The organism is Pseudodesulfovibrio sp. 5S69 (assembly GCF_037094465.1).
Lineage (GTDB): Bacteria > Desulfobacterota > Desulfovibrionia > Desulfovibrionales > Desulfovibrionaceae > Pseudodesulfovibrio > Pseudodesulfovibrio methanolicus.
The window spans coordinates 1,117,501-1,141,606 of record NZ_CP146609.1 but is presented as its reverse complement, the minus strand read 5'-3'; the positions used below and the strand labels follow the sequence as shown (position 1 = coordinate 1,141,606).

At 60.7% G+C, this 24,106-nt stretch carries 22 protein-coding genes, 1 tRNA gene and 2 rRNA genes (1 of these 25 cut by a window edge); 11 read left to right on the top strand and 14 right to left on the bottom strand.

Annotation, left to right across the window (positions count from 1 at the left end):
• Positions 1-840: 840 nt before the first annotated feature.
• The 6 genes from V8V93_RS05335 to V8V93_RS05310 all read right to left on the bottom strand — a co-directional run bounded on the left by V8V93_RS05335 (position 841) and on the right by V8V93_RS05310 (position 4,799).
• Complete coding sequence (locus V8V93_RS05335) at positions 841-1,572, bottom strand: ATP-binding protein (protein ID WP_338669323.1); 732 nt, start codon at positions 1,570-1,572, stop codon at positions 841-843.
• Positions 1,490-2,308, bottom strand: coding sequence for a conserved phage C-terminal domain-containing protein (locus V8V93_RS05330; protein WP_338669322.1), 819 nt, complete (start codon positions 2,306-2,308; stop codon positions 1,490-1,492). Before V8V93_RS05330 ends, V8V93_RS05335 begins: the two co-directional genes overlap by 83 nt.
• A 3-nt stretch (positions 2,309-2,311) precedes the next feature.
• Positions 2,312-2,515, bottom strand: a complete 204-nt coding sequence (locus V8V93_RS05325; protein ID WP_338669321.1) for a helix-turn-helix transcriptional regulator — start codon at positions 2,513-2,515, stop codon at positions 2,312-2,314.
• Between the two features lie 94 nt (positions 2,516-2,609).
• On the bottom strand, positions 2,610-3,311 hold the full coding sequence (locus tag V8V93_RS05320; protein WP_338669320.1) for a hypothetical protein: 702 nt from the start codon (positions 3,309-3,311) through the stop codon (positions 2,610-2,612).
• A gap of 8 nt (positions 3,312-3,319) precedes the next feature.
• On the bottom strand, positions 3,320-4,537 hold the full coding sequence (locus V8V93_RS05315) for a tyrosine-type recombinase/integrase (RefSeq protein WP_338669319.1): 1,218 nt from the start codon (positions 4,535-4,537) through the stop codon (positions 3,320-3,322).
• Between the two features lie 175 nt (positions 4,538-4,712).
• Positions 4,713-4,799, bottom strand: a tRNA-Leu gene (locus V8V93_RS05310).
• A 246-nt stretch (positions 4,800-5,045) separates the two neighbouring features.
• Between V8V93_RS05310 and V8V93_RS05305 the strand changes: the two genes are divergently transcribed.
• Positions 5,046-5,537: a hypothetical protein gene (locus tag V8V93_RS05305; RefSeq protein WP_338669318.1), complete on the top strand. Its 492-nt coding sequence runs from the start codon at positions 5,046-5,048 to the stop codon at positions 5,535-5,537.
• Positions 5,534-6,970: an aldehyde dehydrogenase gene (aldA, locus tag V8V93_RS05300; protein WP_338669317.1), complete on the top strand. Its 1,437-nt coding sequence runs from the start codon at positions 5,534-5,536 to the stop codon at positions 6,968-6,970. The genes V8V93_RS05305 and aldA overlap by 4 nt, the downstream gene beginning before the upstream one ends.
• Positions 6,971-7,035: 65 nt before the next feature.
• On the opposite strand, the gene V8V93_RS05295 is transcribed toward aldA, so the two are convergent.
• A complete protein-coding gene (locus V8V93_RS05295; RefSeq protein WP_338669316.1) occupies positions 7,036-7,929 on the bottom strand; it encodes a LysR family transcriptional regulator in 894 nt (297 codons plus the stop codon).
• A 90-nt stretch (positions 7,930-8,019) separates the two neighbouring features.
• Between V8V93_RS05295 and V8V93_RS05290 the strand changes: the two genes are divergently transcribed.
• The 3 genes from V8V93_RS05290 (at position 8,020) to V8V93_RS05280 (ending at position 9,909) form a co-directional block, all read left to right on the top strand.
• Entirely contained in the window at positions 8,020-8,430 is a 411-nt protein-coding gene (locus tag V8V93_RS05290; RefSeq protein WP_338669315.1) for a CidA/LrgA family protein, read from the top strand.
• The gene (locus V8V93_RS05285; RefSeq protein ID WP_338669314.1) at positions 8,414-9,124 is read left to right on the top strand and encodes an LrgB family protein; all 711 of its coding nucleotides are present in this window, start codon (positions 8,414-8,416) and stop codon (positions 9,122-9,124) included. Before V8V93_RS05290 ends, V8V93_RS05285 begins: the two co-directional genes overlap by 17 nt.
• Positions 9,125-9,225: 101 nt before the next feature.
• Positions 9,226-9,909: a DUF554 domain-containing protein gene (locus tag V8V93_RS05280; protein ID WP_338669313.1), complete on the top strand. Its 684-nt coding sequence runs from the start codon at positions 9,226-9,228 to the stop codon at positions 9,907-9,909.
• Between the two features lie 201 nt (positions 9,910-10,110).
• On the opposite strand, the gene V8V93_RS05275 is transcribed toward V8V93_RS05280, so the two are convergent.
• The 3 genes from V8V93_RS05275 to V8V93_RS05265 all read right to left on the bottom strand — a co-directional run bounded on the left by V8V93_RS05275 (position 10,111) and on the right by V8V93_RS05265 (position 12,651).
• Positions 10,111-10,611, bottom strand: a complete 501-nt coding sequence (locus tag V8V93_RS05275; protein WP_338669312.1) for a hypothetical protein — start codon at positions 10,609-10,611, stop codon at positions 10,111-10,113.
• Between the two features lie 303 nt (positions 10,612-10,914).
• Positions 10,915-11,823, bottom strand: coding sequence for an AEC family transporter (locus V8V93_RS05270; protein ID WP_338669311.1), 909 nt, complete (start codon positions 11,821-11,823; stop codon positions 10,915-10,917).
• A gap of 78 nt (positions 11,824-11,901) precedes the next feature.
• Positions 11,902-12,651 carry an N-acyl homoserine lactonase family protein gene (locus V8V93_RS05265; protein WP_338669310.1) on the bottom strand — a complete coding sequence of 250 codons (750 nt, stop codon included), beginning with the start codon at positions 12,649-12,651 and terminating at the stop codon, positions 11,902-11,904.
• Between the two features lie 314 nt (positions 12,652-12,965).
• Here V8V93_RS05265 and V8V93_RS05260 point away from each other — a divergent pair, with 314 nt between their 5' ends.
• On the top strand, positions 12,966-13,424 hold the full coding sequence (locus tag V8V93_RS05260) for a chemotaxis protein CheX (protein ID WP_338669309.1): 459 nt from the start codon (positions 12,966-12,968) through the stop codon (positions 13,422-13,424).
• A gap of 34 nt (positions 13,425-13,458) precedes the next feature.
• A complete protein-coding gene (locus V8V93_RS05255; RefSeq protein WP_338669308.1) occupies positions 13,459-15,042 on the top strand; it encodes a HEAT repeat domain-containing protein in 1,584 nt (527 codons plus the stop codon).
• Between the two features lie 70 nt (positions 15,043-15,112).
• On the opposite strand, the gene V8V93_RS05250 is transcribed toward V8V93_RS05255, so the two are convergent.
• Positions 15,113-15,985, bottom strand: coding sequence for an alpha/beta fold hydrolase (locus V8V93_RS05250; RefSeq protein WP_338669307.1), 873 nt, complete (start codon positions 15,983-15,985; stop codon positions 15,113-15,115).
• A 111-nt stretch (positions 15,986-16,096) separates the two neighbouring features.
• Between V8V93_RS05250 and V8V93_RS05245 the strand changes: the two genes are divergently transcribed.
• The 4 genes from V8V93_RS05245 (at position 16,097) to V8V93_RS05230 (ending at position 21,655) form a co-directional block, all read left to right on the top strand.
• Positions 16,097-17,125, top strand: a complete 1,029-nt coding sequence (locus V8V93_RS05245; RefSeq protein WP_338669306.1) for a DUF1786 domain-containing protein — start codon at positions 16,097-16,099, stop codon at positions 17,123-17,125.
• Between the two features lie 158 nt (positions 17,126-17,283).
• Positions 17,284-17,991: a DUF4197 domain-containing protein gene (locus V8V93_RS05240; RefSeq protein WP_338669305.1), complete on the top strand. Its 708-nt coding sequence runs from the start codon at positions 17,284-17,286 to the stop codon at positions 17,989-17,991.
• A 22-nt stretch (positions 17,992-18,013) separates the two neighbouring features.
• Positions 18,014-20,077, top strand: coding sequence for an AsmA family protein (locus V8V93_RS05235; RefSeq protein WP_338669304.1), 2,064 nt, complete (start codon positions 18,014-18,016; stop codon positions 20,075-20,077).
• A gap of 189 nt (positions 20,078-20,266) precedes the next feature.
• Positions 20,267-21,655 (top strand): esterase-like activity of phytase family protein, encoded by a 1,389-nt coding sequence (locus tag V8V93_RS05230; RefSeq protein WP_338669303.1) that lies wholly within the window; start codon positions 20,267-20,269, stop codon positions 21,653-21,655.
• A 145-nt stretch (positions 21,656-21,800) separates the two neighbouring features.
• Here the strand turns inward: V8V93_RS05230 and V8V93_RS05225 are convergent, their stop codons facing one another.
• The 3 genes from V8V93_RS05225 to V8V93_RS05215 form a co-directional block, all read right to left on the bottom strand.
• Positions 21,801-22,559 carry a dimethylarginine dimethylaminohydrolase family protein gene (locus V8V93_RS05225; RefSeq protein ID WP_338669302.1) on the bottom strand — a complete coding sequence of 253 codons (759 nt, stop codon included), beginning with the start codon at positions 22,557-22,559 and terminating at the stop codon, positions 21,801-21,803.
• A 240-nt stretch (positions 22,560-22,799) separates the two neighbouring features.
• Positions 22,800-22,914 (bottom strand): 5S ribosomal RNA (rrf, locus tag V8V93_RS05220).
• 66 nt (positions 22,915-22,980) lie between these two features.
• A 23S ribosomal RNA gene (locus V8V93_RS05215) occupies positions 22,981-24,106 on the bottom strand (it continues 1,814 nt past the right edge of the window).

The following is a 24,106-nucleotide window of genomic DNA, read 5'->3' as shown; positions in this document are numbered from 1 at the left end:
GCTGCGAAGATGACGAAAGACTCTCCCAGAGTCAGACTATTCCGCTTCAAAAGAGAATCGACATGTTAGCTGTGGCAGCTATTCTCCATCCGAAAAAACGCAGGGTTACAGACAATTGAATTAAACAGACCACTTTTATCATTCATTTTAACACAAAAAATGGGAATTTTATCCTTTTTTTATCAGCTTTTTCCAGTCGGATTTTCCACCATTATTCCCGCCCTTTTTCTAATGATATCTTGCTGGTGGATTTTCCACAAAATGATCTTTTACCCCCCCCACCCCATTTCAATTTTGCGTAAAGCAAACTGCCCTATCGGTACCTATTCGCTCAGGCTCCAGTGATTTACACCCCCCTCCCCACCTCCTGAACGGATGAGGACCAAACCTCACTGCACCTAATCTCGAAGTGCCCCCATTCGTTCAAGCATGCGTTCTGATTCTTCGGAGTACCTGCTTGTCCATGCCCGGCTCAGCATAAGGTCACAGTCACCCGACAACTCCAGTGACAACAACGCCCCGCATAAGGGGCAAGAGGTAAAGCCGCGATTGATGCCGAGCTGCATGTACGCGGATGGTGAACATTCCCACGATTGGGCGCATTCAGCGCATTTACAAGAATAGCGATCTTTCAACGGCCTTTTCATCCTTCTTCCTCCCTTCACGGTCTTATAGTTGCCTCAAATGTCCCATTGACGCCCTTGAGTTGCCTCGAATGCTCCAAACGTAAAGTTACCTCGTTTCTTTACATTTCCGCCCCCATTCGTTTTACGCCTAGAGGACACGTCCTATCTTCCCATAATGGTGATCGAATTTGCCTCTATACAAGGGCAATGCAAATCACTGGCGATGGCTTTTCCAATTGAACAAAATAAGCTGCCCCTTTTCACGCATGCGATCCATACTTCTGAGGCCAATTGCCCTTTGAAGACCATCAAGTGAGAGATTGGAAGCAATGATAGTGGGCCGAACTCGGCCGTATCTTCCATCAATAATATCATACAAAACAATCCGATCTGCTTCAGAGCCAAACTGTACCCCGACCTCATCCAGAATAAGCAAATCAGGCGCAAAGAACTTGCCAAGAACCTCCGCTTCGCTAACATGACTATCACGGCTCCAGGTGTTCTTAATCGAGCCTACGGCATGACGAACAGTTGAGTACAAGACCTTTCTCCCATTGGCTCGAATGTGATTTGCGATTGCACAGGCCAAGTGGGTTTTCCCTGTCCCCACCTTGCCTAGAAACACCAATCCAGCCCCTTCCTGCAAAGCCTCATCGAAATTCTCAGCGTATCCTTTCGCTGTATTCAAGGCCGTTTCGTGCTCAGCACGACTTGTCACAAAATCATTCCAGCTCTTTGCAATAAATCTAAATGGAATACCTGTTTCCAGGGCATCACGCTTTGCTTTATTGGCTGCACATTTTGGACATTCTATCCGGCCGTCCTGAGACTGATGCCCTAGAAAGGTTCCATGCAAAAGGCACTCAGCTGGGATGAGGCGAGCCGACTCCTCTTGCCCACTTATTTTCTGGCTCTGGACTCCAGCCTCTTGCATCGTCATCTTCATTTGATCTCCCTTGTTTGTTAGGCCGTTGATCCGCCAAGGCTTGATTCAAATATTTGTCGAAATTTGCCTCTCGAAAGGGTGTCGTGTGATCCAAATACTTGCGATCAAAGCCCTCGTCCTTGGCCTTGTAATCAATCACTTGCATGCACTCTTCCACGGCAGCCCCGGCCCTGAGGCGGGCGGGAATAAGACCGGTTACCTTAAACCGTTTCCCTGTGACCTTATTAAGGTGCTCAAGAACAGCCCTCGCCTGCTCAGCAATCAGGTCAGAAGACTTACAACCATCCGAGGGCGTTTCGCCCTCCTCATTCTTTCTTCTTCCCTTCTTTCCCTTCTTGCTTTGTTGGATGTGGTTAGTTGATGGTTGATTGTTGGCCAATTGCTGGCCAACCGGCTGGATAGCTTGTTGGTTAAAACTGGCCGCTGAAGGCTGATAACTATCCCAATTCACGATGGATATTATCGAATACTTGTTGGTTGATTTGATGGTTATCACGCCGGTTGATTTCAAATGTCCCAACGCAGTTCGTATTGATTGCTCTGAGATTCGTAGGTCGCTAGCCAGCTGCTCTCGACCTGTAACCAATTGTCCAGGGGACAACGACTCTCCCCGCCATTTCCCAAATGAATAATTGGCCTTGAAAAGCAAATGCATGAATAGGCGGAACGTGTTCGCATCCTGGTACCATTCCCAATCAACGATTTTCCTATGAACCGCGACCCAACCGCGAGACATGGATTACCCCTCGATGTTGCGGGACAGGTTTTCAATCAGCTTTCGGATGTCTTCGACTTTCCAGGCTGTAGTCTTTGGGCCGAGCTTCACCGGCTGGGGGAACTTCCCAGCCTTTACGCCTGCCCACCAGCTGGATTTGCCGATAGGGATAACTTCCAAGATTTTGTGGATTCGAACATAGCCCTCATCGGGCAAGGTGGGATGCATAAATAACCTCCAAGATTTGCTGAGCCCAAAATGGGCCTCATTGTTCTTGAAGGGACGATAGGGGCTTGTGACAATATCAGTCACCCACGGAAAACTATTTATTTAAGCCTAATAAACCCGAGTTTTCTTCAATGTATCTGCCAAGAATGCGAAAGGGAACCGGCCTACTTGAATTCTCTAATAAAACATCGACCAAAAGCAAAAAATCCCCCGTATACTCTGAGGTCGCATCCCTTGAGCTTCCAATCCCTTTGCCGCCAGCCTTTTTGTAGATTGCATGGAGTGCTTTAATGAAATTCCGTAAAGGAATATTGGCAGGCTTTCCCCCTTTGTTCTTGTGCCCCAGACTGCTGAGAGCTTTCTTTCTCCACAGTTTGAGGAAAGCGGCCACATGTCTATCTGAAACCATCAACTCACCCCGCCTATTTTGACGGCAATTCCTATCCAATCGGATAAATTTCGGGTCAGTATGATACCAAACAGCATATTCAACCAATTTATCCGAGAAACGGGCAGAGGGGCCAAACTCTCCAAAATCCAGCAAGGGTTCAAGAGTCTCGCATGCTTTAATAATGGCTTTCAACGAACGGTTGACTTCAACAGAGGGAATTAATTCTGCCTCAATACAATCATTCTCATAGCCAACTACCGCCTCCAACAATCCCCTTCGTGCATCTTCATCGAACGAAAGATTTATCCAATATTCTAGGGCGATAAAATCAATCACAGGGGCCTGGTCTAAGCACTTTCCAAGTGTAAAACGCAAATCCTTTTTGAAATCATCTTCAAGCTTCATCCTTCCCCCTAACCACCATTGGACTCACGCTTTAGCGGTATCACCTTCCCTCCATCCCTTAACGTATCCAAATAGTCCGCCCAAACCTGCATCATCTTCTTCCTCTCGGGCAGGTACTCAGCATGGTTATATGCGGCCCTCACCTTGTTGCCTTCTACGTGGGCAAGTTGCCGTTCAATCTGGTCAGGGTGGAACCCCATTTCATTGAGGTTGGTGCTGGCCATGGCTCGGAAGCCGTGGCCGGTCATTTCTTCTTTGGTGTAGCCCATACGGCGAAGGGCGGCATTGACGGTGTTGTTGCTCATCGCCCGATCCCTGGAGCGCTCGGAAGGGAATATATATCGGCCATGGCCAGTAACCAACTCCATATCCTTCAAGACGGCTATGGACTGCCTCGAAAGAGGGACGATGTGCTGCCGCTTCATCTTCATTTTCCCGGCCGCTATGCGCCACTCCTTCTTCTCAAAATCAATCTCTGACCACTCGCCATGCCGCAATTCACCTGGACGCACGAAAGTGAGGGCTGCCAATTTCATGGCATTCCGCGTAACCGGACTCCCCTGGTACTCATCAATTGCGCACAGAAGGCCTTTCATGCCCTCCGGGTCGGTGATACTAGCCCGATGCTCTTCTTTTACAGGAGGGAGGACGCCAGCAAGATCAGGGACGGGATTGTGAGTAACCAGCCCCATGGCCACGGCGTAGCGCATGACCTCGCCAATGATATTCTTGACCCTATGGCCAGTATGCAGCTTGCCGAGACTCTCCAGCCGAAGCAGGACCCGCCGAATTTGGGGAGCGTCCACCTTTTCAATGGAGATATCCCCGATCAAAGGGAAGACGTGCCCTTCAAGCCGAGCCATTTTGCGCACTCCGGTTTGTTCAGCCCAATTCTTATGGAACTTATCAAACCATTCCCTGGCCACCGCCTCAAAACGATCCTTACCCTCTGCAATGGCTTGCTGGGATTTCTTATGCTCGGCCGGGTCAACGCCCCTTTTGAGCAAACGGCGCATGTCATCTCGTTTATCGCGGGCTTCAGGCAGCTTTACATCCGGCCAAACCCCAAGACTGACCATTTTGGCCTTACCGCCGAAACGGTAGCGAAACCTCCACCGTTTCGAACCGTTAGGCGGCACCTCAAGGCACAGCCCCTGGGCATCTGCGATACGGTAGAGCTTATCCTTGGACTTGGCTTTTTCGATGGTTTTTACGGTCAACGGCATGGGGTACCTCCGTGAGTAACTTGGAGTATAAGAACACCAGTTACGCACATCATTACTCACACCGTCCGCTGGATGTCAACGGACTACCTGAGACTAGCCGAGACACATAAAACGAAGAAAGCCCCCGTATTTCGGGGGCTTTTTGGACGACCTCGGATTGGGTCGGATTCTGTCTTGGTACCAGGGGAGGGACTCGAACCCTCACAGTATCGCTACCGGCGGATTTTGAGTCCGCTGCGTCTACCAATTCCGCCACCCTGGCGTGGGAGAGGTTATCTCATAGGGCAGGGGCGGCTGGTCTGTCAATGGTCTTGTCCGGGACGGCCGGGGTGGTGCGGGATGGCGGGTTGCGGCCGTTGGCCAGGGGAATTACGTGCGATGGATTCCGGGATGCGCCGGGGGGTGGGACTGCGCTCGGCCTAGGCAAGGGCGGGACGGGCGGAGACGGGAGCGGACCGGAGACGTCGGGCAGGCCGAGCCGATCCCGGCCGAACGCCGCGTGGCCCATATGCGGGCCAAACTCGGCCTGAGCGACGAGCAGGCCGCCGCGGTCAAGCCGATCATCGAGGAACGGTTCGAGCGCGGGCAGACGGTCATGGACCGGGCCCGACCCGGCGGCAGTTGGAAGCGCGGGGAACTTCAGGCTCTTATGGATGACCTGAAATGGAAGATCGACAAGAAACTGGCCGCCGTGTTGGCCGAGGACCAGATGCTCGCCTGTTCCAGATGGGTCGAAGAAGAGGCCGTCCAAAAGTCCGATGGAGACCGGCCCGAACCGCCGGGCGGCGGCTCTTCCGGCAGCCCCGGCCCGCTCCGGCGAAAACAATCCACTATGCCGGAATTGACACATTTCTCCGCTGGAGGGGTTGTTTCAAGCCGTCACTTCTGTCAATCTATGAACCATTCCTACGTGTCCCAAGCCGTACCGCTTCCTGGCGGTGAGGTTCTCCCCTCAGCCCGGCACGTTAACCCACTTGTTATTCAGGAGGTTTCTGAATGAAATCATATCAGCAGTACATCAACGGCGAATTTCGTGACGCGGTTTCCAAGGAGCAGTTCGAGGTCATCAATCCCTTCACCGAAAAGGTCGTGGCCATGGCCCCCAAGGGGGATGCGAAAGACGCGGCCCTGGCCCTCGAAGCCGCTTCCGCCGCTCAGAAGGCCTGGGCCGCCAAGCCCTGCTCCGAGCGTGCCGTGTACCTGACCAAGATGGCCGAGGCCATTCGCGCCAACCGCGTGATGCTCGCCGAGACCCTGGCCGAGGAACAGGCCAAGGTCCTGCCGCTGGCCCAGGTGGAGATCGACGCCACCGCCGCCTATTTCGACTACTACGCCGGGTGGTCCAACAAGTACGAAGGTGAGGTCATCCAGAGCGACCGGCCCACTGAAAACATCCTCCTGTACCGCCAGCCCATCGGCGTGGTGGTCGGTATCTGCCCCTGGAACTTCCCGTTCTTCGTCATGGCCCGCAAGGTCGCCCCGTCCATCCTGACCGGCTGCACCATCATTCTCAAACCGAGCAGCGATACCCCGAACACCACTTTCGAGTTCGCCAAGCTCATCGCCGGCATCGGCCTGCCCAAAGGCGTGCTCAACTTCGTGTCCGGCGGCGGCTCCACCTTGGGCGACGCCCTGGTGCGCAGCCCCGAGGTCGGCCTGATCACCCTGACCGGCAGCGTGGAAACCGGCCAGCGGATCATCGCCGCTACGGCCGAGAACATCACCAAGACCTCGCTCGAACTGGGCGGCAAGGCCCCGGTCATCGTCTGCGCCGACTGCGACATGGACCTGACCGTCAAGGCCGTGGTCGCCTCGCGCGTCATCTTCTCGGGCCAGGTCTGCAACTGCGCCGAGCGCGTCTACGTCGAGGCTCCGGTCTACGACGAGTTCATGGAGCGCATGACCAAGGCCATGAGCGAAGTGACCTACGGCGACCCCTTTGCCAAGACTCCGCCCGACATGTCCTGCCAGATCAACGCCGCCCAGCTCGGCAAGATCGAGGACATGGTCTCCACGGCCAAGGCCGACGGCGTCGAGGTCCTGGTCGGCGGTAAGCGCGCCGAAGGGCAGCCCTCGGGCTACTTCTACGAGCCCACTCTGCTGGCGGAATGCACCCAGGACATGGAGATCATCCGCAAGGAAATCTTCGGACCGGTCCTGCCTGTGGTCAAGGTCGACGACTTCGACCAGGCCATCGAGTACTCCAACGACTGCGAATACGGCCTGACCTCGTCCATCTTCACCTCCGGCATGAGCAAGATGATGCGCGCCATCAACGAGCTCAAGTTCGGCGAGACCTACGTCAACCGCGAACACTTCGAAGCCATCCAGGGCTTCCACGCGGGCTGGCGCAAGTCCGGCATCGGCGGCGCAGACGGCAAGCACGGCCTGTACGAATACCTGCAATCCCACGTGGCCTACATCCAGTACTAGGCTCCACGTCCGCTCAACAGAGGACCGGTCGTACGGCCGGTCCTTTTCTTTTGCCGCGCGGGGGATCAGCCCGCCGCCGGCCCCCCGTACAGATCGCGCACCACGTCGAGCCAGGCCTGGGCCGCCCGGGAGCGATACGCCCCACGCCGCCAGATGACGGCCATGTCCCAGGCCGTATGCGGGTCCTCCACTTCAACAAGCCCGACCTCGCCGGAGGTCCGCTGCTCGGCGACCACGCGGGGCAGGAAAGCCGCTCCCAGCCCGGCCCCGGCCAGCTTGCAGATGAAGTCGATCTGGCTGCTCTTGGTGATGACGGCGGGCTCGAACCCGCTTCGGCGGCAGGCCTCCAGGATAATCCGGTTCAGGGCAAAACCGTCCTCGAACAGGATGAACGGCACCTCGCGCAGGTCCTCAAGGCGAATGGAGCCCCGCGCCGCCTGGGGATAATCCCACGAAAGCAACGCCACCAACGGCTCGCACCGGATCGGCAGCCATTCGAAATCCTCGGCCACGGGCAACAGCGACGCGGCCAATTCAACCTGCCCGGCAAGAAGCTGCTCTTCCAATTCGGCGCTGCCGTGTTCGACCAGCCTGATGTCGATGCCCGGAAACCGCTTGCGGTATTCCGCAAAGACCGGGGCGAACAGGGTGGATGCCCCGATAGGCGGCAGGCCCAGCACCAGCGAGCCCTTGGCCAGCCCCTGCAATTCCTCAAGCTCGCGCTCCATGTCCCCCTGCTCGGCCAACAGGCGTAGGCCCCGGCGGTAGACCACCTCACCCGAAGGGGTCATGACGATGCCCCGCGCGTTCCGGTCCAGCAACGGCGCGTCCAGTTCGTTCTCCAACTGGCGCACGGCCTTGCTGATGGTCGATTGCGTGCTGAACATGACCTTGGCGGCCCGGGAAAAACCCTGCTGCCGGACCACCTCCACAAACATCTGTATTTTTCTGAACTCCATTTCTATTCCAATATGGAATAGTTCCGAGTTGTACAAGTCATTTGCTTCATCAAGGGGCGCGACCTACCTTTCCGGCACGAGGTATTCACCATGACAACAAGAGCCATCGCCGTTCCCTTGCGGCGGAAATTCCACAACAGCAGCCTGGCCCAGGTCGGGCTGCTCTTTCTCGTCTGGCTGGCCAGCGACGGATTCGTCCGGGCGACCCACGCCCCGGTGCCCTCGGGCATCGTCGGCCTGCTGATCGTCTTTTTGCTGCTGTCCAGCGGAAAGATCAGCCTGCGCAGCTTGCGCCGCGGGTCCGACTGGTACCTGGGCGAGATGCTGCTCTTCTTCATCCCGGCCGTGCCGGCCGTCACCGCCCATCCGGAATTTTTCGGGCTGCTCGGCCTGAAGCTGCTGGCGGTCATCTTCCTGGGCACCGTCGCGGTCATGAACGTGACCGCGCTGACCGTCGATCTCTTTTTCCGCATGGAGGCTCGCCGTGACGGCCGTGACTGAGTGCTGGAACTATCCCCTGGTCCAGGCCGCGGTCTGGTCCCTGCTGACCATCGGCCTCTACCTGACGGCCAAGTTCGCCTACAGGCGCTGGCACCGCTGGTGGCAGATGCCGCTGGCCCTGGCCCCGGCGCTGCTGATCGTGCTGGTCTGGCTCCTGGGCGAGTCCTACAGCCGCTACCACGACGCGGCTGGCTGGCTGCTGACCATGCTCGGACCGGTTACGGTCGCCTTCGCCGTGCCCATCTACGAGCAGCGCCGTTTGATCCGGCGTTACTGGGCCGTCCTGTCCATCGGCATGCTGGCCGGATCGGCCACCGCCTTTCTGACCAGCTGGGGCCTCGCCACGGTCCTCGGCATTAACGGGGCCCTGCGCCTCAGCCTGTTGCCCCGCTCCATCAGCACCCCGTTCGCGGTGGACGTGTCGAGGGATATCGGCGGCACGGCCGACCTAACGGCCGTCTTCGTCATCGTCACCGGGGTCCTCGGCTCCATCGTGGGCGGATTTCTGGCCGACCGGCTGCCCCTGCGCTCAGCCCTGGCCCGCGGCGCCATGCTCGGCGTGGCGGCCCATGGCGCGGGCACGGCCAAGGCCAATGAACTCGGAACCGAAGAAGGGGCCGTCGCCGGGCTGCTGATGGTCCTCGTCGGCATGCTCAACGTCCTGGGTGCCTCGGTTTTCTCCCTCTTCCGCTAGGCGCTTTTCCGAAGCGGCGAAGCGCCATTCAGCTTGTCAGGCCCTACGCTTGGTGGTAGCACCGCTGGACGATATATCCACGTCTGATCAAGGAAACCCCCATGCTGCCCATCGGTTCCATAGTCAATGCCTGCGCCATCATCGGCGGTTCGCTGATCGGCTGTTTTCTGCAATCCCGTTTCCCGGAGCGCATCCGAACCATCGTGTTCCAGGGGCTGGGCTTGTGCGTGCTGCTCATCGGCATCCAGATGGCGCTCAAGGTGGAGAACATCCTGATCGTCATCTTCGCGGTCCTGCTCGGCGGCATCACCGGCGAATGGCTCAGGCTGGACACCCTGCTGGACCGGCTGGGCAACCGCTTCAAGAAGCTGGTGCGCTCCAAGAACGCCACCTTCACGGACGGGCTGGTGACCACCTCCCTGCTCTTCTGCATCGGGGCCATGGCCATCGTCGGCTCCCTTGAGGAAGGCATCCACGGCGACGCCACGATCATCTACACCAAGTCCATCCTGGACGGGTTCGCGGCCATCGCCTTTGCCGCCACCTACGGCACCGGGGTCATCTTCTCGTTCATCCCGGTCTTCCTGTACCAGGGCTCCATCACCGTGGGCGCCTCGTTCTTCCAACAGTACTTTTCGGACCTGATGATCGCCCAAATCACCGGCTGCGGCGGGCTGCTCATCGTGGGCATCGGCATCAACCTCCTGGAACTGACCGAGATCCGCCTGGCCAACCTGCTCCCCTCCCTGGTCTACGTGGTCGTCCTGACCTGCTTCTTCGGCTGATCCTTTCCGCCCGCCGATTCCGCTGGGTCCGTATGTCCGCGCCGTCCGCCAGTTCCCTGGTCCGGGTGGCCGGGCCGTTCGCCGACGGCCTCAAGATCGAGGTCGAGGCGGTCTTGGCCGTGCACGGCTAACCGCTTGCCAATAATAACAAGGCCCGCCTGATACCAGGCGGGCCTTGTTGCGTGCGTTGCGGGAGCGCGCCTATTCGGCGGGCGCGGGCTTCGCGGCGGGTTTGGCGGGCTTCTTCTTGCCGCTGCAGCCGCCGCAGCCCATGGTCTTCTTGACCTCCTCGTCCGGCTCCACGGTGCGGATGTCGGCTTCGGACTCGATGTGGCCCTTTTCGATGGCGTAGGCGATGCAATCCTCAAGGACCTGCTGGCAATGCTCGGTGGGGATGAACTCGCCGACCATGGCCCGCTGGAACTCTGGGCGGTCAAAGGGCTCGGCCCATTCCTTGTCGCGGAGATACATCCACGGCCCGATGCCGGGGGTGTCGATGGGCGGCGTGGTGGACCGCAGGGAGACCTCCCAGTGGGTGTATCCATAGATGTCGTCCAGGGTCTCCTCCGGGGTGCAGCTGTGGACCAGGCTGGCCTGGAACGAGACGAACAGCTTGAAACCCACGGCCAGTTCCTTGAACACGCGGCCGAAATCGTCGGACCGATAGCCCTCGACGAGATATTCTCTGAAATCTTTAGCCATTGCACACTCCTTTAAACCGTGAACAGGAAATCTGCGGCATACTTACTCAATTCCAACTTTATGGCAAGCGGCTTCCGAGGACGGCTTGGCGGCTGAAGAAATAAGAGCGGTTGTCGGGTGCTGCGCACCCGTTTCGCTTCGGGGGGGCATGGATTGAAGGAGGGATACAGTGTTTTGACGCCGTTTGGATGCTGCCGCATTCAAATGCGCGATCATCCCAATCAAGCCCCCTGCCCCGCGAAACGGCAACCAAAAATTTCCAAGGGCGAAAGCGGGTTGGGGGGCCGCGCCGGAGGCGTCTTCCTAACCCAGCAGGGCGAGGATAAGCGGCATGGTCAGGGCGGAGAGGACGGTTTGGGCGGTGATGATCAGGGCCATGACCTCGTGGTCGCCGCCCATTTGACGGGCGAGGATAAAAGCGGAGACCGAGACGGGGATGGCGGTGTAGATGAGCGCGGTGGTCACGGCCGGGCCGTCCACGCCGAGCAGACGGGCGCAACCGTAGGCGGCGAGCGGCAGGGCCACGAGGTGGGCCAGGGAGGCCAGGGCCACGGGCAGGGTGGACGCACCGATGCCGTGGAAGCGCAGGCCCGCGCCCACGGCAAGCAGGCCGAGCGGCAGCGCGGCCTTGCCGAGGATAGTCAGCAGGTCGAAGAGCACGCCGGGCAGCGGAAGTTTGAACACGCTGAGGACCATGCCGACCACGCAGGCCAGGATGAGCGGGTTCTTGACCAGTTCGAGCCCCACCCGGCCCAGGCCGCCGCCGTGCCGTCCGTGCCGCGAGAGGACCAGGACGCAGAGCACGTTGACCAGGGGGATGAGGGTCAGCAGGGCCACGGCGGACAGGGCCATCCAGTCCGGGCCGAGCAGCCCGGCCGCAGCGGACAGCCCCACATAGGTATTGGGCCGGATGGCGCCCTGAAAGACCGAGGTGAAGACCGGCCCGTCCAGGTGGAACATGGTCCGGGTGAAGACCAGGAACGCGCCCAGCAGGCAGACCGCGCCGATCAGGGTCAGGGAGAGCCCCAGGGACGAGGCGTCGAACTGCCGACCGGACAACCCGCTGACGAGCATGGCCGGGAAGAGCACGTAGTAGGTCAGCCGCTCGGACACGGGCCAGAATCCCACGCCGGGAAAGTCGAGGCGGTACAGGACGAAGCCGATAAGGATCAGCCCGAAGATGGGCAGGATGGCGAGAATGACGGGGGACATGGACGGGACGGTACGCCCCGATGCGATGTTATGGCAAGGAAAACGGGGGACTTCCGAAAGGGAAATCCCCCGTCTGGACTATTCGGGAATGGTCTCCATGGACGCCCATTTGGGCTCGTGGAGCGGCAGAACGTAGTCGGCCATGTCGCGGGCCTTGAGCAGGATGTCGTAGGCCTCGTACGGGCCGGTGTTGGTGCCCGGCGGGATGACCTCCATCTCCATGGCCCGGACTTCCTTGGGCGGGTCCAGGTTTTCGAGGATGGTGCAGAAGCCGCATATGAGCACCGAGCCCTTGTCGGTCTCGATCTTCACGGACATGCCGCCGGGGGTGTGGGCCGGGGTGTGGATCATGGTGATGCCGGGCAGGACTTCGGTGTCCTTGTCCACGGTCACGATCTGGCCGTTCTCCTTGGCGTCGTCCACGTAGTCCTCCAGGTAGCGGAAGTCGAGCGGATGCGGGTTGTAGACCGACTCCATCTCCTTCTCGTGCACGTAGATGGTCGCGTTCGGACACTTGTAGTCGTTCTCGCAGTGGTCGTTGTGCAGGTGGGTGTGGATGATGATGTCGATATCCTCGGGCTTGAGGCCGTACTTGGCCAGCCCTTCCTCAAAGGTATATATCTTGCCGCCGATGGCCTTTTCGCGGTCCTCGGAAATGATCGGCTGCATCTCGCCGGTGTCCACCAGGATGTTCTTGTCGCCGCCCTCGATGTACCATGTGTAGATGGGGATGGTGTACGGGGTGCCGTAATCGTGCTGATAGGTCATCATGCCCTTGTCGAAGACCTTGGTTCCCATGACGATCGGGTGAATTTTATAGCTGCTCACAGTTCACGCTTCCTGTTGTATTTGACCTCTAAGTATGAACGGACGTAAACCATGTCAAGGGCCGCGCGCATCGCTACGGGCCGGCCCCCGGACGCTTCCTCCGCACCGGGGCAAAAAAAAATCTCAAGGGTGTATTATTAATATTATACACACCTTGACCCCTTAACTCATCCTCGGGTAGGTACTTGCAATGCGGGGCTATGCCATCGCGCGCGTCTCAAATGGATATATACAGGTGTTCTCCATTTATTGCCAATAATTGGAGTGGACTTGAAGGCTGATACCAAGACCCTCATTTTTTAAGGAGATAGAGCATGGACGTCGAACTGGCCAAGCCCTTCATCAAAGCCGCCATAGATGTCTTGTCCACCATGGCATTCATCAAACCCGAGGTGGGCAAACCCTACGTGAAGCGAAACAACGTCGCCGCCGGCGACGTGTCCGGCATGGTCGGCATTACCGGCGAAAAGAACGGCAGCGTTTCCCTTTCTTTTTCCAAGGGATGCGCCGTGGCCATCGTCAGAAACATGCTCGGCGACGAGATCGACGACATCATGCAGGACGTCAAGGACGCCGTTGGCGAATTGACGAACATGATTTCCGGCCAGGCGCGCGCGGGCCTGGCGGAACGCGGGCTCGTGTTCCAAGGTTCCACGCCCACCGTGGTCATGGGAGACAACCACACCATCTCCCACATGGCAAAGGCCCCGATCATGGCCATCCCCTTCAAGACCAAAGACGGGGATTTCACCATCGAGTTCTGCTTCGAGTAGGCTGCGGCCTTCCCCATCAACACGCGGAGACGCCATGTCACCACTAGAGAACTTCAGAGATAAGGAATTCCTGGATCAGATCACGATCCTGAATGAGATTTCCGGGAGCAAGGACTCCGAGGCCCTACCCGGCCTTGTGGACCTGCTCAAGGACCCGGTCGGCGACACCTCCATCGACTACATGGTGGTCAACGCCCTGAACGCCGTTCTGTCGAGCAACGAAGACAAGGTCATCGAGGGCCTCAAGGATTCGCATGAGGGGTTCAATATTTTGTGCATCCGCGTGGCCGGGGAGTACGGCCTCAAGGGCGCGGTGCAGCCGCTGGTGGATCTGGCCCTGGCCGAGGAAGACCTCGACCGCCTGATGGAAATCCTGACCTCGCTGGCCCGCATCGGCGACGAGGCCGCCGTACCCGTGTTCCGGCGATTCCTGGACCACGAGGACCCGTTCATACAGTCCTCCTGCATCGAGGCTCTGGGCAAGCTCGCCGACCCCCAGTCCATCGAGGAGTTCAAAAAGATCATCATCGAGAGCGAGGCGGACGACCGCTTCGAGGTCTGCGACATCACCACCTGGAAGGCCGTGGACGCCCTGGCCCGCAACGCCACCGAGGACACCATCGCCTTCCTGGTCAAGACCCTGCACCACAAGAACCCCACGGTCCGCCGGATCATCACCGACGCGCTGATCAACGTGGGCTCGTTCTGCATCCCCATGCTCCTGGACGCCTTCGTGTCCGGGGACACGGACACCAAGATTCTGGCCGCCAACGTGCTCGGCTTTCTGCGCGACAAGGCGGGCGCGGACGGGCTGGTCGCCGCCTTCGACAAGGGCCAGGCCGATGATCCCAACGTCCGCTACGCCGTGTACGAGGCCCTGGGCCGCATCGGCACCATGAAGGGCATCATCTGCTTGGTGGACGGACTGTCCGAGACCGACGAACTGATCCTCATGGCCGTCATCGGCGGGCTGGAACAGCACGTCAATCCGGGCATGATCTCCTCCCTGATCAATCTCATTTCCATGGCCGACGAGCAGTCCTTCCGGCTGGCCAAGGCGGTCATCAATTCCAGGGCCACCACCATTTTCGACCACCTGTACGAGAACCAGGGCGCGGGGGACATCCTCGTGGACGCCCTGGCCGAGTCCCGCGACCCGGAGATCGTGGAGGAGTTCCGGGATGTGCTGGCCGAGATCGGCGGCATCCGCGCGGAACAGGACCTGGACCGGCTGCCGGCCCTGGTCACCGGCACGCGCAAGGCCCTGGCCGCGGACGACTCCCGCTCCATGTGCGCCATGCACCGGGCCATCCTCACGGACCTCGGGTTCGAGCCGTTCGTGGCCGCCAACGGCGAGGAGGCCTACGAGTTCATCGAACAGGGCGAGACGTTCGAGGTCATCATCACGGACATGAACATGCCGATCATGGACGGCATGGAGCTGGTCGGCAAGATCCGCTCCACCCCCGGCATGGAGGACGTGCCCATCATCATGGTCACCACCGAGTCCGAGGCCTCCCAGCAGGGCCTGGCCTCCAAGACCGGCGTGTCCGCCTTCATCACCAAGCCGTTCAAGCCGGACGACCTCAAGGCCAAGATTCTCGAAGTCACCGGCTAGCATCAACAATGATACGACAAAAAAGGGGTCTCTCGCGAGGCCCCTTTTTTGTTTCCGAAGGCAAAAATTGTCAGCCGGTTTTCTTCCGGGAACCCGAGACCGGCTCCCCACCACGCTCCACGCGCGGTAACGGGCACAGGAAGCCGGTGACCATGTCGGCCACCTCGGGCGAGTAGAGCATCCAGACGTGGCCCATGGGGGCGCAAACGCGCTCGTCCCATCCGGGGCGGCCGGTACGCAACAGGTCCAGCGGGATAACGTAGTCGTCGGCCACGGTGTAGACGGCCAGCTTGGGGCAGTCCGGGTCGGGCGCTTCGGCCACGGCCTCGGGAATGGTCCGGCCGGGGATGAGGCCGCGGGCCATGCGGTTGCCGCCCAGCCAGGCCAGCTCGCTGCCGCCGTGGGGCGAGCCCAGGGTGACCAGCGCGGCCACCCGGTCGCGGAACCGGGGATCGCCCGCAGCGCAACGGCAGAGCAGCCCGCCCAGGCTGTGGCCGATGAGGATGATCCTGCCGTCCGGGGAGTCGGCCAGGAGCGCGTCGAGCCGCGCCTTGAGCCCGGCCAGGGCGTTGTCGAAGTCCTTGGTGAAGCTGTTGTAGCCGAAGGTGTGCAGGTTGCCGAATCCAGCCCGCCGCAGCCTGCGGGAAAAGATCAACCAGGCCGTACGGTTGTGGTACAGGCCGTGGACCATGAGCACGGGCGTGCCCGTGGGCGAGGCGGGCCGCTCCGGCAGGGCCAGAAAGACGATGCTCGGCAGGGCGACCACGTCGGCGGCCATGGCCGTGACCACGCCGCGCGCCACGGCCGAGCCCAGTCCTCCCGCTTCCTCGCGGATGAGCCCGAGCCGCCCGGCCAGGGCGTTGGACAGCAGGAAGATGCCGTAGCGCAGCAGGGTGAACAGGGTCAGGCCCAGGAGGATGTAGAGGAAGACTCTGACAGGCATGCCGCACCATGACGCCGGTGCGTGCCGGTGTCAACCCGGCCGGGAATGCGCGCTCCCTTGCCTTGGCCCCGCCCTCGGTGTACCAAGGCCGGACATCCAAGGAGAATCCCCGTGACAACCACACTCTGCCTCGACATCGGCAGCGGCACCCAGGACGTGCTGCTCTACTCCCCGGACAGGGAGATCGAAAACTGTCCCAAGTTCGTCATCCCCTCCCCGGCCCTCCAGATCGGCCGCCGCATCGAGACCCTGCGCCTGCGCGGCGAACCGATCTGGTTGCACGGCAGCAACATGGGCGGCGGGGTGACCCGGTTCGTCAACGGCCACCTCAAGGCCGGTCTCAAGGTGGCCGCCAGCGAAGGCGCGGCCTACACCATGGCCGACGACCTGACGCGGGTGACGGACATGAGCATCAATATCACCGAGGAGTGCCCGGACGGATTCACCCCGGTCCGGCTGACCGATTTCGACGAGGCCTGGTGGCGCCGCTTTCTGGATGCCGCCGAACTGGACTGGCCCGACTCCATCGCGGCCTGCGCCCAGGACCACGGCTTCCACCCCGGCCAGTCCAACCGCATGGGCCGCTTCAAGCTTTGGCAGGCCCTGCTCGGCGACGGCGAGGGCCGCCCCGAGGCGCTGGTCTACCGGACCCCGCCCGCCATGCTCACCCGCCTTGCGGACCTGCAGCGGGACATCGGCGGCGGCCCCGTGGCCGACACCGGCGCGGCCGCCGTGCTCGGCGCGCTCTACGTGGACGAGATCGAGCGGCTGAGCTTCGAGCGCGGCATCACCCTGGTCAACATCGGCAACTCCCATCTCATCGCCTTCCTGCTCTACGCCGGGCGCATCCACGGCGTGTACGAACAGCACACCGGGTGCGTGGACGGCGAGAAGCTGTGGGCCGACCTGGCCGCGTTCCGCTGCGGCTGCCTCTCCTTCGAGCAGGTCTTCGACGAAAGGGGCCACGGCTGCCTCTGCATGGACCTGCCCGCCGAGGCGGACGGGTTCGCGCCCACCTTCGTCATCGGCCCGCGCCGGGCCATGCTCGATGGGTACGACGTGGAGTTCCCCGCTCCGGGCGGCGACATGATGCTGGCCGGATGCTTCGGCCTGATCAAGGGGCTGGCCATGCAACGTTAGCGCGTGACGGCACGCGGTCCCGGCAGCCGCCGCTCGCGTCGGCGGTCCTGTTCCCATCCATACGGTATCGCCAAAATTCGCCTTGCCCCCTAGGCAGACCGGTCGGCCCGTGGTAATCTTCGAGAATGCCCATTCCCTTTTGCAGACAGGAGCCGACCATGCCCGTGAAATATCCCGCTCTCCCCATTCTCCCCCTGTTGCTCGTGCTGGCCCTGTCGTGGGCCGCCGTGCCCGCATCCGCCACAGGGTGGGGCGACGCCCTCAAGGCGGCCGGAGACGCCGGGGCCAAGGCCGCGGGGCTTTCCGTGACCCCCTCCCAGATCGAGAGCGCCTTCCGCGAACTGCTTTCCATGGGGGCGGATTCCGCCGTGGAATCCCTGTCCCGTGACGGCGGCTTCTCCAAGCTGGCGGCCACCTCCCTGTCCCTTCCGGACAGCTACCGAAAAGTTGCCGAGACCGTAGCCCCGGACCTGCTCGCCAACCTGAACTCGGCGGCCGAGGCGGCGGTCCCGGCCATCGGCGAGCTGTTCCAAAAGACCATCAAGACCATGGAGTTCGCCAACCCGTCCGGCCTGCTCTCGGGCAAGAGCGACGCGGTGACCAGCTATTTCGAGGAGAGCGCGCGGCCGGGACTGGCCGAGAACGCGGCCCCGTTGATCCGCTCCGCTCTGAAAAAGGCCGGAGCGGGCACGGCCGTCGACGCCGCGCAGAGGCTCTCCGCCCTGACCGGCACGGACTTCAACCCCGTGGACTATCTGACGAACAAAACCCTGGACTCCATGTTCCTGTACATGGGCAAGACCGAGAAGGACGTCCGCTCGGGCGATATCGCCGTGACCAGCGAACTCCTGAAAAAGGTCTTTTAAGCGGACTGCGAGGAGCAGAATCATGAACAAGACGCTCAAGATCGGATTGATAATCATCGGGGCCCTGGCAGCCCTGTTCATCGCGGCCTGCATCGTCCTGGTGCTGGTCGTCAATCCCAACGACTACAAGGCCCAGATATCCAAGGCGGTCCAGGAACAGACCGGCCGGGAACTGAAGTTCGAGGGTGACATCTCCTTCAACTTCTTCCCCTGGCTCGGGCTCAAGGTCGGCCCCATGGCGCTCGGCAACGCCCAGGGGTTCGCCCCGGCCGAGATGGTCCGCATCCGGCGCGCCGAAGCCTCCATCCGGCTGCTGCCCCTGCTCTCGGGCGACGTGGCCGTGGGCACCGTGGTCCTGGACGGCCTGACCTTGAACCTGGCCAAAAACAAGCAGGGCGTGACCAACTGGGACGATCTGGCCAAGGGCGGCGACTCCGGCTCCGCTGCGGCCGAGACGGCCACCGGATCGGAGGCGCCCGCCGCCAAGTCCGGCCAGCCCAAGTCCCTGTCCGTACAGGGCGTGGAGATATCGAACGCCAACATCGTCTATGACGACATGCAGGCCGGGACCAAGACCTCGGTCAACGACCTGAGCCTGGTCATCGGCGAGGTCGGCGACAAGGTCCGCTTCCCCTTCGAACTCAAGTTCCACCTCAAACTCGACAAACCCGAGGTCGACACCCGCCCGGTCCTGACCGGCTTCGCCCGGTTCGACCAGGAGGCGGGGAGCATCGAAGTCGACGACATGAAGCTCTCCGTGCTCAACCTTGAGTTCTCCGGGCTGCTCTTCGCCAAGAGCAAAAACGACGACACCTCGTTCTCGGCCGAAATCAAGCTGGCCCAGGCCTCGGTTCGCGAGCTCATGAAGCAGTTGGGCATGACCCCGCCCGAAACCAGCGACCCCAAAGTCCTTGAGAACCTGACCGCCGACCTCAAGGTCAACGGCTCGGACACCGAGGCCACCCTGGAGTCCCTGAACCTCAAGCTCGACCAGACCCTGATCACCGCCGAGGGCGCGGTCAAAAACTTCAAGAAGCCCGCCGTGACCGTCAACGTCAACGTGGACGACATCGACGCGGACCGCTACCTGCCGCCCAAGTCCGAATCCAAGGCCGCCCCGGCCCGGCCCGCCGCCAGCTCCCCCCAGGCGGCCCCGGCCCAGGAGCCCGACCTGAGCGCGCTCAGGCCCCTGGACCTCAAGGCCCGGCTGACCGTGGGCAAGCTCAAGCTCATGAATCTGACCATCACCGATATCCTGGCCGATGTGACCGCCAAGAACGGCCTGGTCACCGCCGACCCGGTGTCGCTCAACCTCTACGGCGGCGCCTACACCGCCCGGGGTACCCTGGACGCGAACAAGGCCGTGGCCGCCTGGACCGAAAAAGGCCGGCTCAAAAACGTCCAGGCCGGGCCGCTGCTCAAGGACCTGACCGGCAAGGAGCACCTGACCGGCACCGCCAACGCCCAGTACGACCTTAACGGAGCCGGGCTGACCCCGGACAACATCAAGAAGTCCGTCTCGGGCACCGCCTCCTTCGCCTTCACCAACGGGGCCGTCAACGGCGTGAACGTGGCCAAGATGCTCCGCGACGGTTGGAGCCGCCTCAAGGGGCAACCCGTGTCCGGCGACGAACCGGCCAAGACCGACTTCGCCGAACTGCTCGGCTCCGCCACCCTGACCAACGGGCACATCGTCAACAAGGACCTGCTCATGAAGTCCCCGCTGTTGCGCGTCAACGGCCAGGGCTGGGCCGACCTGCCGAAGAACACCACGGACTACACCGCCACGGTCACCGTGGTCGGCACCCTGGAGGGCCAGGACGGCAAGTCCATCCAAGACCTCAAGGGGTTGCCCCTGCCCGTCAACGTCAAGGGCAGCCTGGACGACCCGTCCATCTCCCTGGACCTCAAGGCCATGGGCGAGGCCCTGTTCAAGGGCACCTTCAAGCAGGGCGCCAAGGGCCTGGAAGAGACCCTCAAGAAAGGGCTCCTCGGCGGCTCCAAGCCGTCCGATTCAACCGGTACCGGCGGCGATTCCAAGTCCACGGACAACCCCCTGAGCCCGCTCAGGAAGCTGTTCCAGTAAGCGACGGAACCCCGTAAACACAATAAGGGAGGGGCCGAACATCGGCCCCTCCCTTCTTTTTTACCGCCGCTCCCTCCGCCTCTTCCCCTGTCGGGGCGGCCGCCATCCGTTACACAAACGCCACCCTGCCGAAACAACTGTTTCGCGCCATTCCCTTATATAATCTGGAAATATTTTAGGAGGCACTTCATGCTGCGCTATCTCATCCTGACCGCTTTGCTGCTCTTGTCCGCCGTCCAGAATACCTGGGCCGCAGACGTTACCGTGGAAAAATACGACATAGAGATCCCCAAGGAATTCATGGTCCCCTACACGGGGCAGTACGCCGCAGGTTTCCCGGACGGATTCACCCTCGGCGTGGGCTCGGGCATGACCTACGTGGGCCGGGCCGCCGACGGTGCGCGCGTGTTCTACGCCATCACCGACCGCGGCCCCAACGCCGACGCCCCCAAGTGGGTCGAAGCAGGCAAGACCACGCCCACCAAAATGTTTCCGGCTCCTGATTTCCACCCCTCCTTCGGCGCGGTCCGGGTCAAGGACGGCCACGCCGTCCTGGCCAGCCTGATCACTGTGAAGGACGCGCACATGCGCCCGGTATCGGGCCGGGCCATCCCCCTGGGATCCGTGGGCGCCACCGGCGAGATTCCCCTGAACGACTCGCTGAAAAGGCTGCCTTTCGACCCCGAGGGCCTGGACACCGAGGGCATCGCCATCGACAAGAAGGACAAGCGTTACCTGTGGATCTGCGACGAGTACGGCCCGTTCATCGCCAAGATCGACGGCTACACCGGCAAGATTGTCAAGAAGTACGTGCCCGGCAAGGGACTGCCCATGATCGCCGCCTCCCGCCAGCCCAACCGGGGCCTGGAAGGCATCGCCGTGACCCCGGCCAACAAGGTCCTGGCCGCCATCCAGTCCATCTGCGACGTGGATGGCAACGTCAAGAAATCCAAGGCCACCTTCTGCCGTCTGCTCCTCCTGGACCCGGCCACCGGCAAGGTCGAGCAGTTTGCCTACCCGCATGACCGAGACAACTATAAGAGATCCGCCGACGCCAAGATCGGCGACCTGCACGCCGTGTCCGAAACCCAATTCCTGATTATCGAGCGGGGCAAGAACGCGGACGGCAAGACCCGCATCCCGGTCTACCTCATCGACATCTCCGGCGCTTCGGACATCACCGGCGTCAAAACCAAGGAAGGAAAAGAACTCGAGACCCTGGCCGACCGCGGCGAGGTCGAGGCCCGCGGCGTGAAATACGTCAAAAAGACCAAGCTCCTCGATCTCAAGGACTATGGCTGGAAGCCCGGCAAGGCCGAGGGCGTTGCCCTGCTGCCCGACATGCGCACCATCGCCGTGACCTCGGACAACGACTTCGGCTTCACCTTCAAGGTGGTGGACCCGGTCAACGATGCGGACGGCAAGCCCGTGACCAAAGCCGCCGCCTATACCGTGGACCCTTCCGGCCAGGTCCAATACAAGGGCAAGCCGGTGAACACCCACATCGAGCTGACCAACACCGGGACCCGTCCCAAACTGTGGTTCTTCACCCTGCCCAAGCCGGTCAGCCAGTACTAGACCCCATCCGGGGCCGGTCGGGGATTCACCTCTCCTCCCCGACCGGCCGCTTCCCTCCCTCCCCTCTGCGGGCGGGATGAATAGAAAGGCCCCCGGCTCGAACGAGCCGGGGGCCTTGTAACGCGGAACGAAAAACCGCAGGGGCCTAGAAGCGCAACGACAGGCAGGTCAGTCCGCCGTCCAGCTTGCGGAACTCGGACACGTCGACCACCGTGGTCTTGGCGCCGGTAGCTTGAACCTGAGCCAGGGTCTTGGGGAACCCGTCGGGCACGATGACCGTGCCGTTGATGTACAGGCAGTTGCGGGCATATGCCTCGTCGTCCTCGACCACCACGCGCCGGAAGCGGGAAAGCTCAGGCAGGGAGTCACAGCAGGGCGAGACCAGGATGGTGTCGTTGCCGATGAAATTGACGTCGGTCTTGAAATGCAGGCTCGGGCAGCAGGCGATGGTCACGGTGTCGTAGCCGTGGGGCCTGACCGCATCGGCCAGGGCCGCGGCCCCCTGCGCATTGGTCCGATCGGACAACCCCACGTAGAAGGTCTTTTCCACCAGCAGCACGTCACCGCCTTCGATGAGCGCGGGCGGGACGATCCGGACCACAGGCTTGTGCTTGGCCAATTCCGGTTCGATGGTCAGTTGCTCGCCCTGGCGCGAGGGGGCGCCCAGGGGGGTGAGCACGGCCACCTCGGGGCAGACCACGGCGGTGTCCTCCACGAAACAGCAGTCCGGGAAGCCCGGGACCGCATCCAGCACGGTCACGTCCAGACCGAGGTCGGCCAGGGTCCGGCAGTAGACGGCATGCTGCTTCAGAGCCAGATCGAAGTCCGGCTTGCCCAGGTTCTGGGAAGTGATGCCGTCGACCATCTCGGGGCCGGGACGGCGGGTTATTGCGCGCGTGAACATGGTATTCTCCTTGGGTGATGGATGCCGTCCCAGATTGCGGGTTCCACCACGGCCCGTCAAGCACGTTCTCCAACAACGTCCAGGGAGGCAAACCTCTCCCCGGCGACTCCCAGACCGGCCTAATCGCGTTGAGGGGCGACGGCGAGAGGCCCGTTTGTCCGCCGGGCGGATTCTCCGGGCGCCGGTGGCCACAACGCAAAAAAGCCCTCAGTGAATGACTGAGGGCTTTTTTGAAATATTCCTTGGCGGCGACCTACTTTCCCACACGCTACCATGCAGTATCATCGGCGATGGAGGGCTTAACTACCGGGTTCGGAATGGGACCGGGTGTACCCCCTCCTCCTTGGCCACCAAGAAAATTTTGGCGAACCGGAGTTCGGAATATATTAGTAAATAGGGGAAGAGAGAATTCCTGTAATTGTTAAATAAGCCGCACGATCTATTAGTACTGGTCAGCTGAACAACTCACGTTGCTTACACCTCCAGCCTATCAACCTGGTGGTCTTCCAGGGATCTTTAGGGACTAATGTCCAGGGAGAACTTATCTTGAGGCTGGCTTCCCGCTTAGATGCTTTCAGCGGTTATCCGTTCCGAACTTAGCTACCCTGCAGTGCCACTGGCGTGACAACAGGAACACCATAGGTTCGTCCACCCCGGTCCTCTCGTACTAGGGGCAGACCCTCTTCAATTCTCCTACGCCCACGGAGGATAGGGACCAAACTGTCTCACGACGTTTTAAACCCAGCTCGCGTACCACTTTAAACGGCGAACAGCCGTACCCTTGGGACCTGCTTCAGCCCCAGGATGTGATGAGCCGACATCGAGGTGCCAAACCGCGTCGTCGATGTGAACTCTTGGACGCGATCAGCCTGTTATCCCCGGCGTACCTTTTATCCTATGAGCGATGGCCCTTCCATTCGGAACCACCGGATCACTAAGACCAACTTTCGTTCCTGCTCGAGATGTCTCTCTCACAGTCAAGCTCCCTTATGCCTTTGCACTCAACGGCTGGTTTCCAATCAGCCTGAGGGAACCTTTGCAAGCCTCCGTTACTTTTTAGGAGGCGACCGCCCCAGTCAAACTACCCACCAGACACTGTCTCCACACCGGATAACGGTTATGAATTAGATACCTAAGTAATAAAGGGTGGTATTTCAAGGTTGACTCCACGCACTCTGGCGAGCACGCTTCAAAGTCTCCCACCTATCCTACACATTATTAATCAAATACCAATGTCAAGCTGCAGTAAAGGTGCACAGGGTCTTTCCGTCCTTCCGCGGGTACCCGGCATTTTCACCGGGAATTCAATTTCACTGAGTCTCTGGTTGAGACAGCGGGGAGATCGTTACGCCATTCGTGCAGGTCGGAACTTACCCGACAAGGAATTTCGCTACCTTAGGACCGTTATAGTTACGGCCGCCGTTTACTGGGGCTTCGATTTAGAGCTTCGACCGAAGTCTAACCCCACCTCTTAACCTTCCAGCACCGGGCAGGCGTCAGTCCCTATACATCGTCTTACGACTTAGCAGAGACCTATGTTTTTAGTA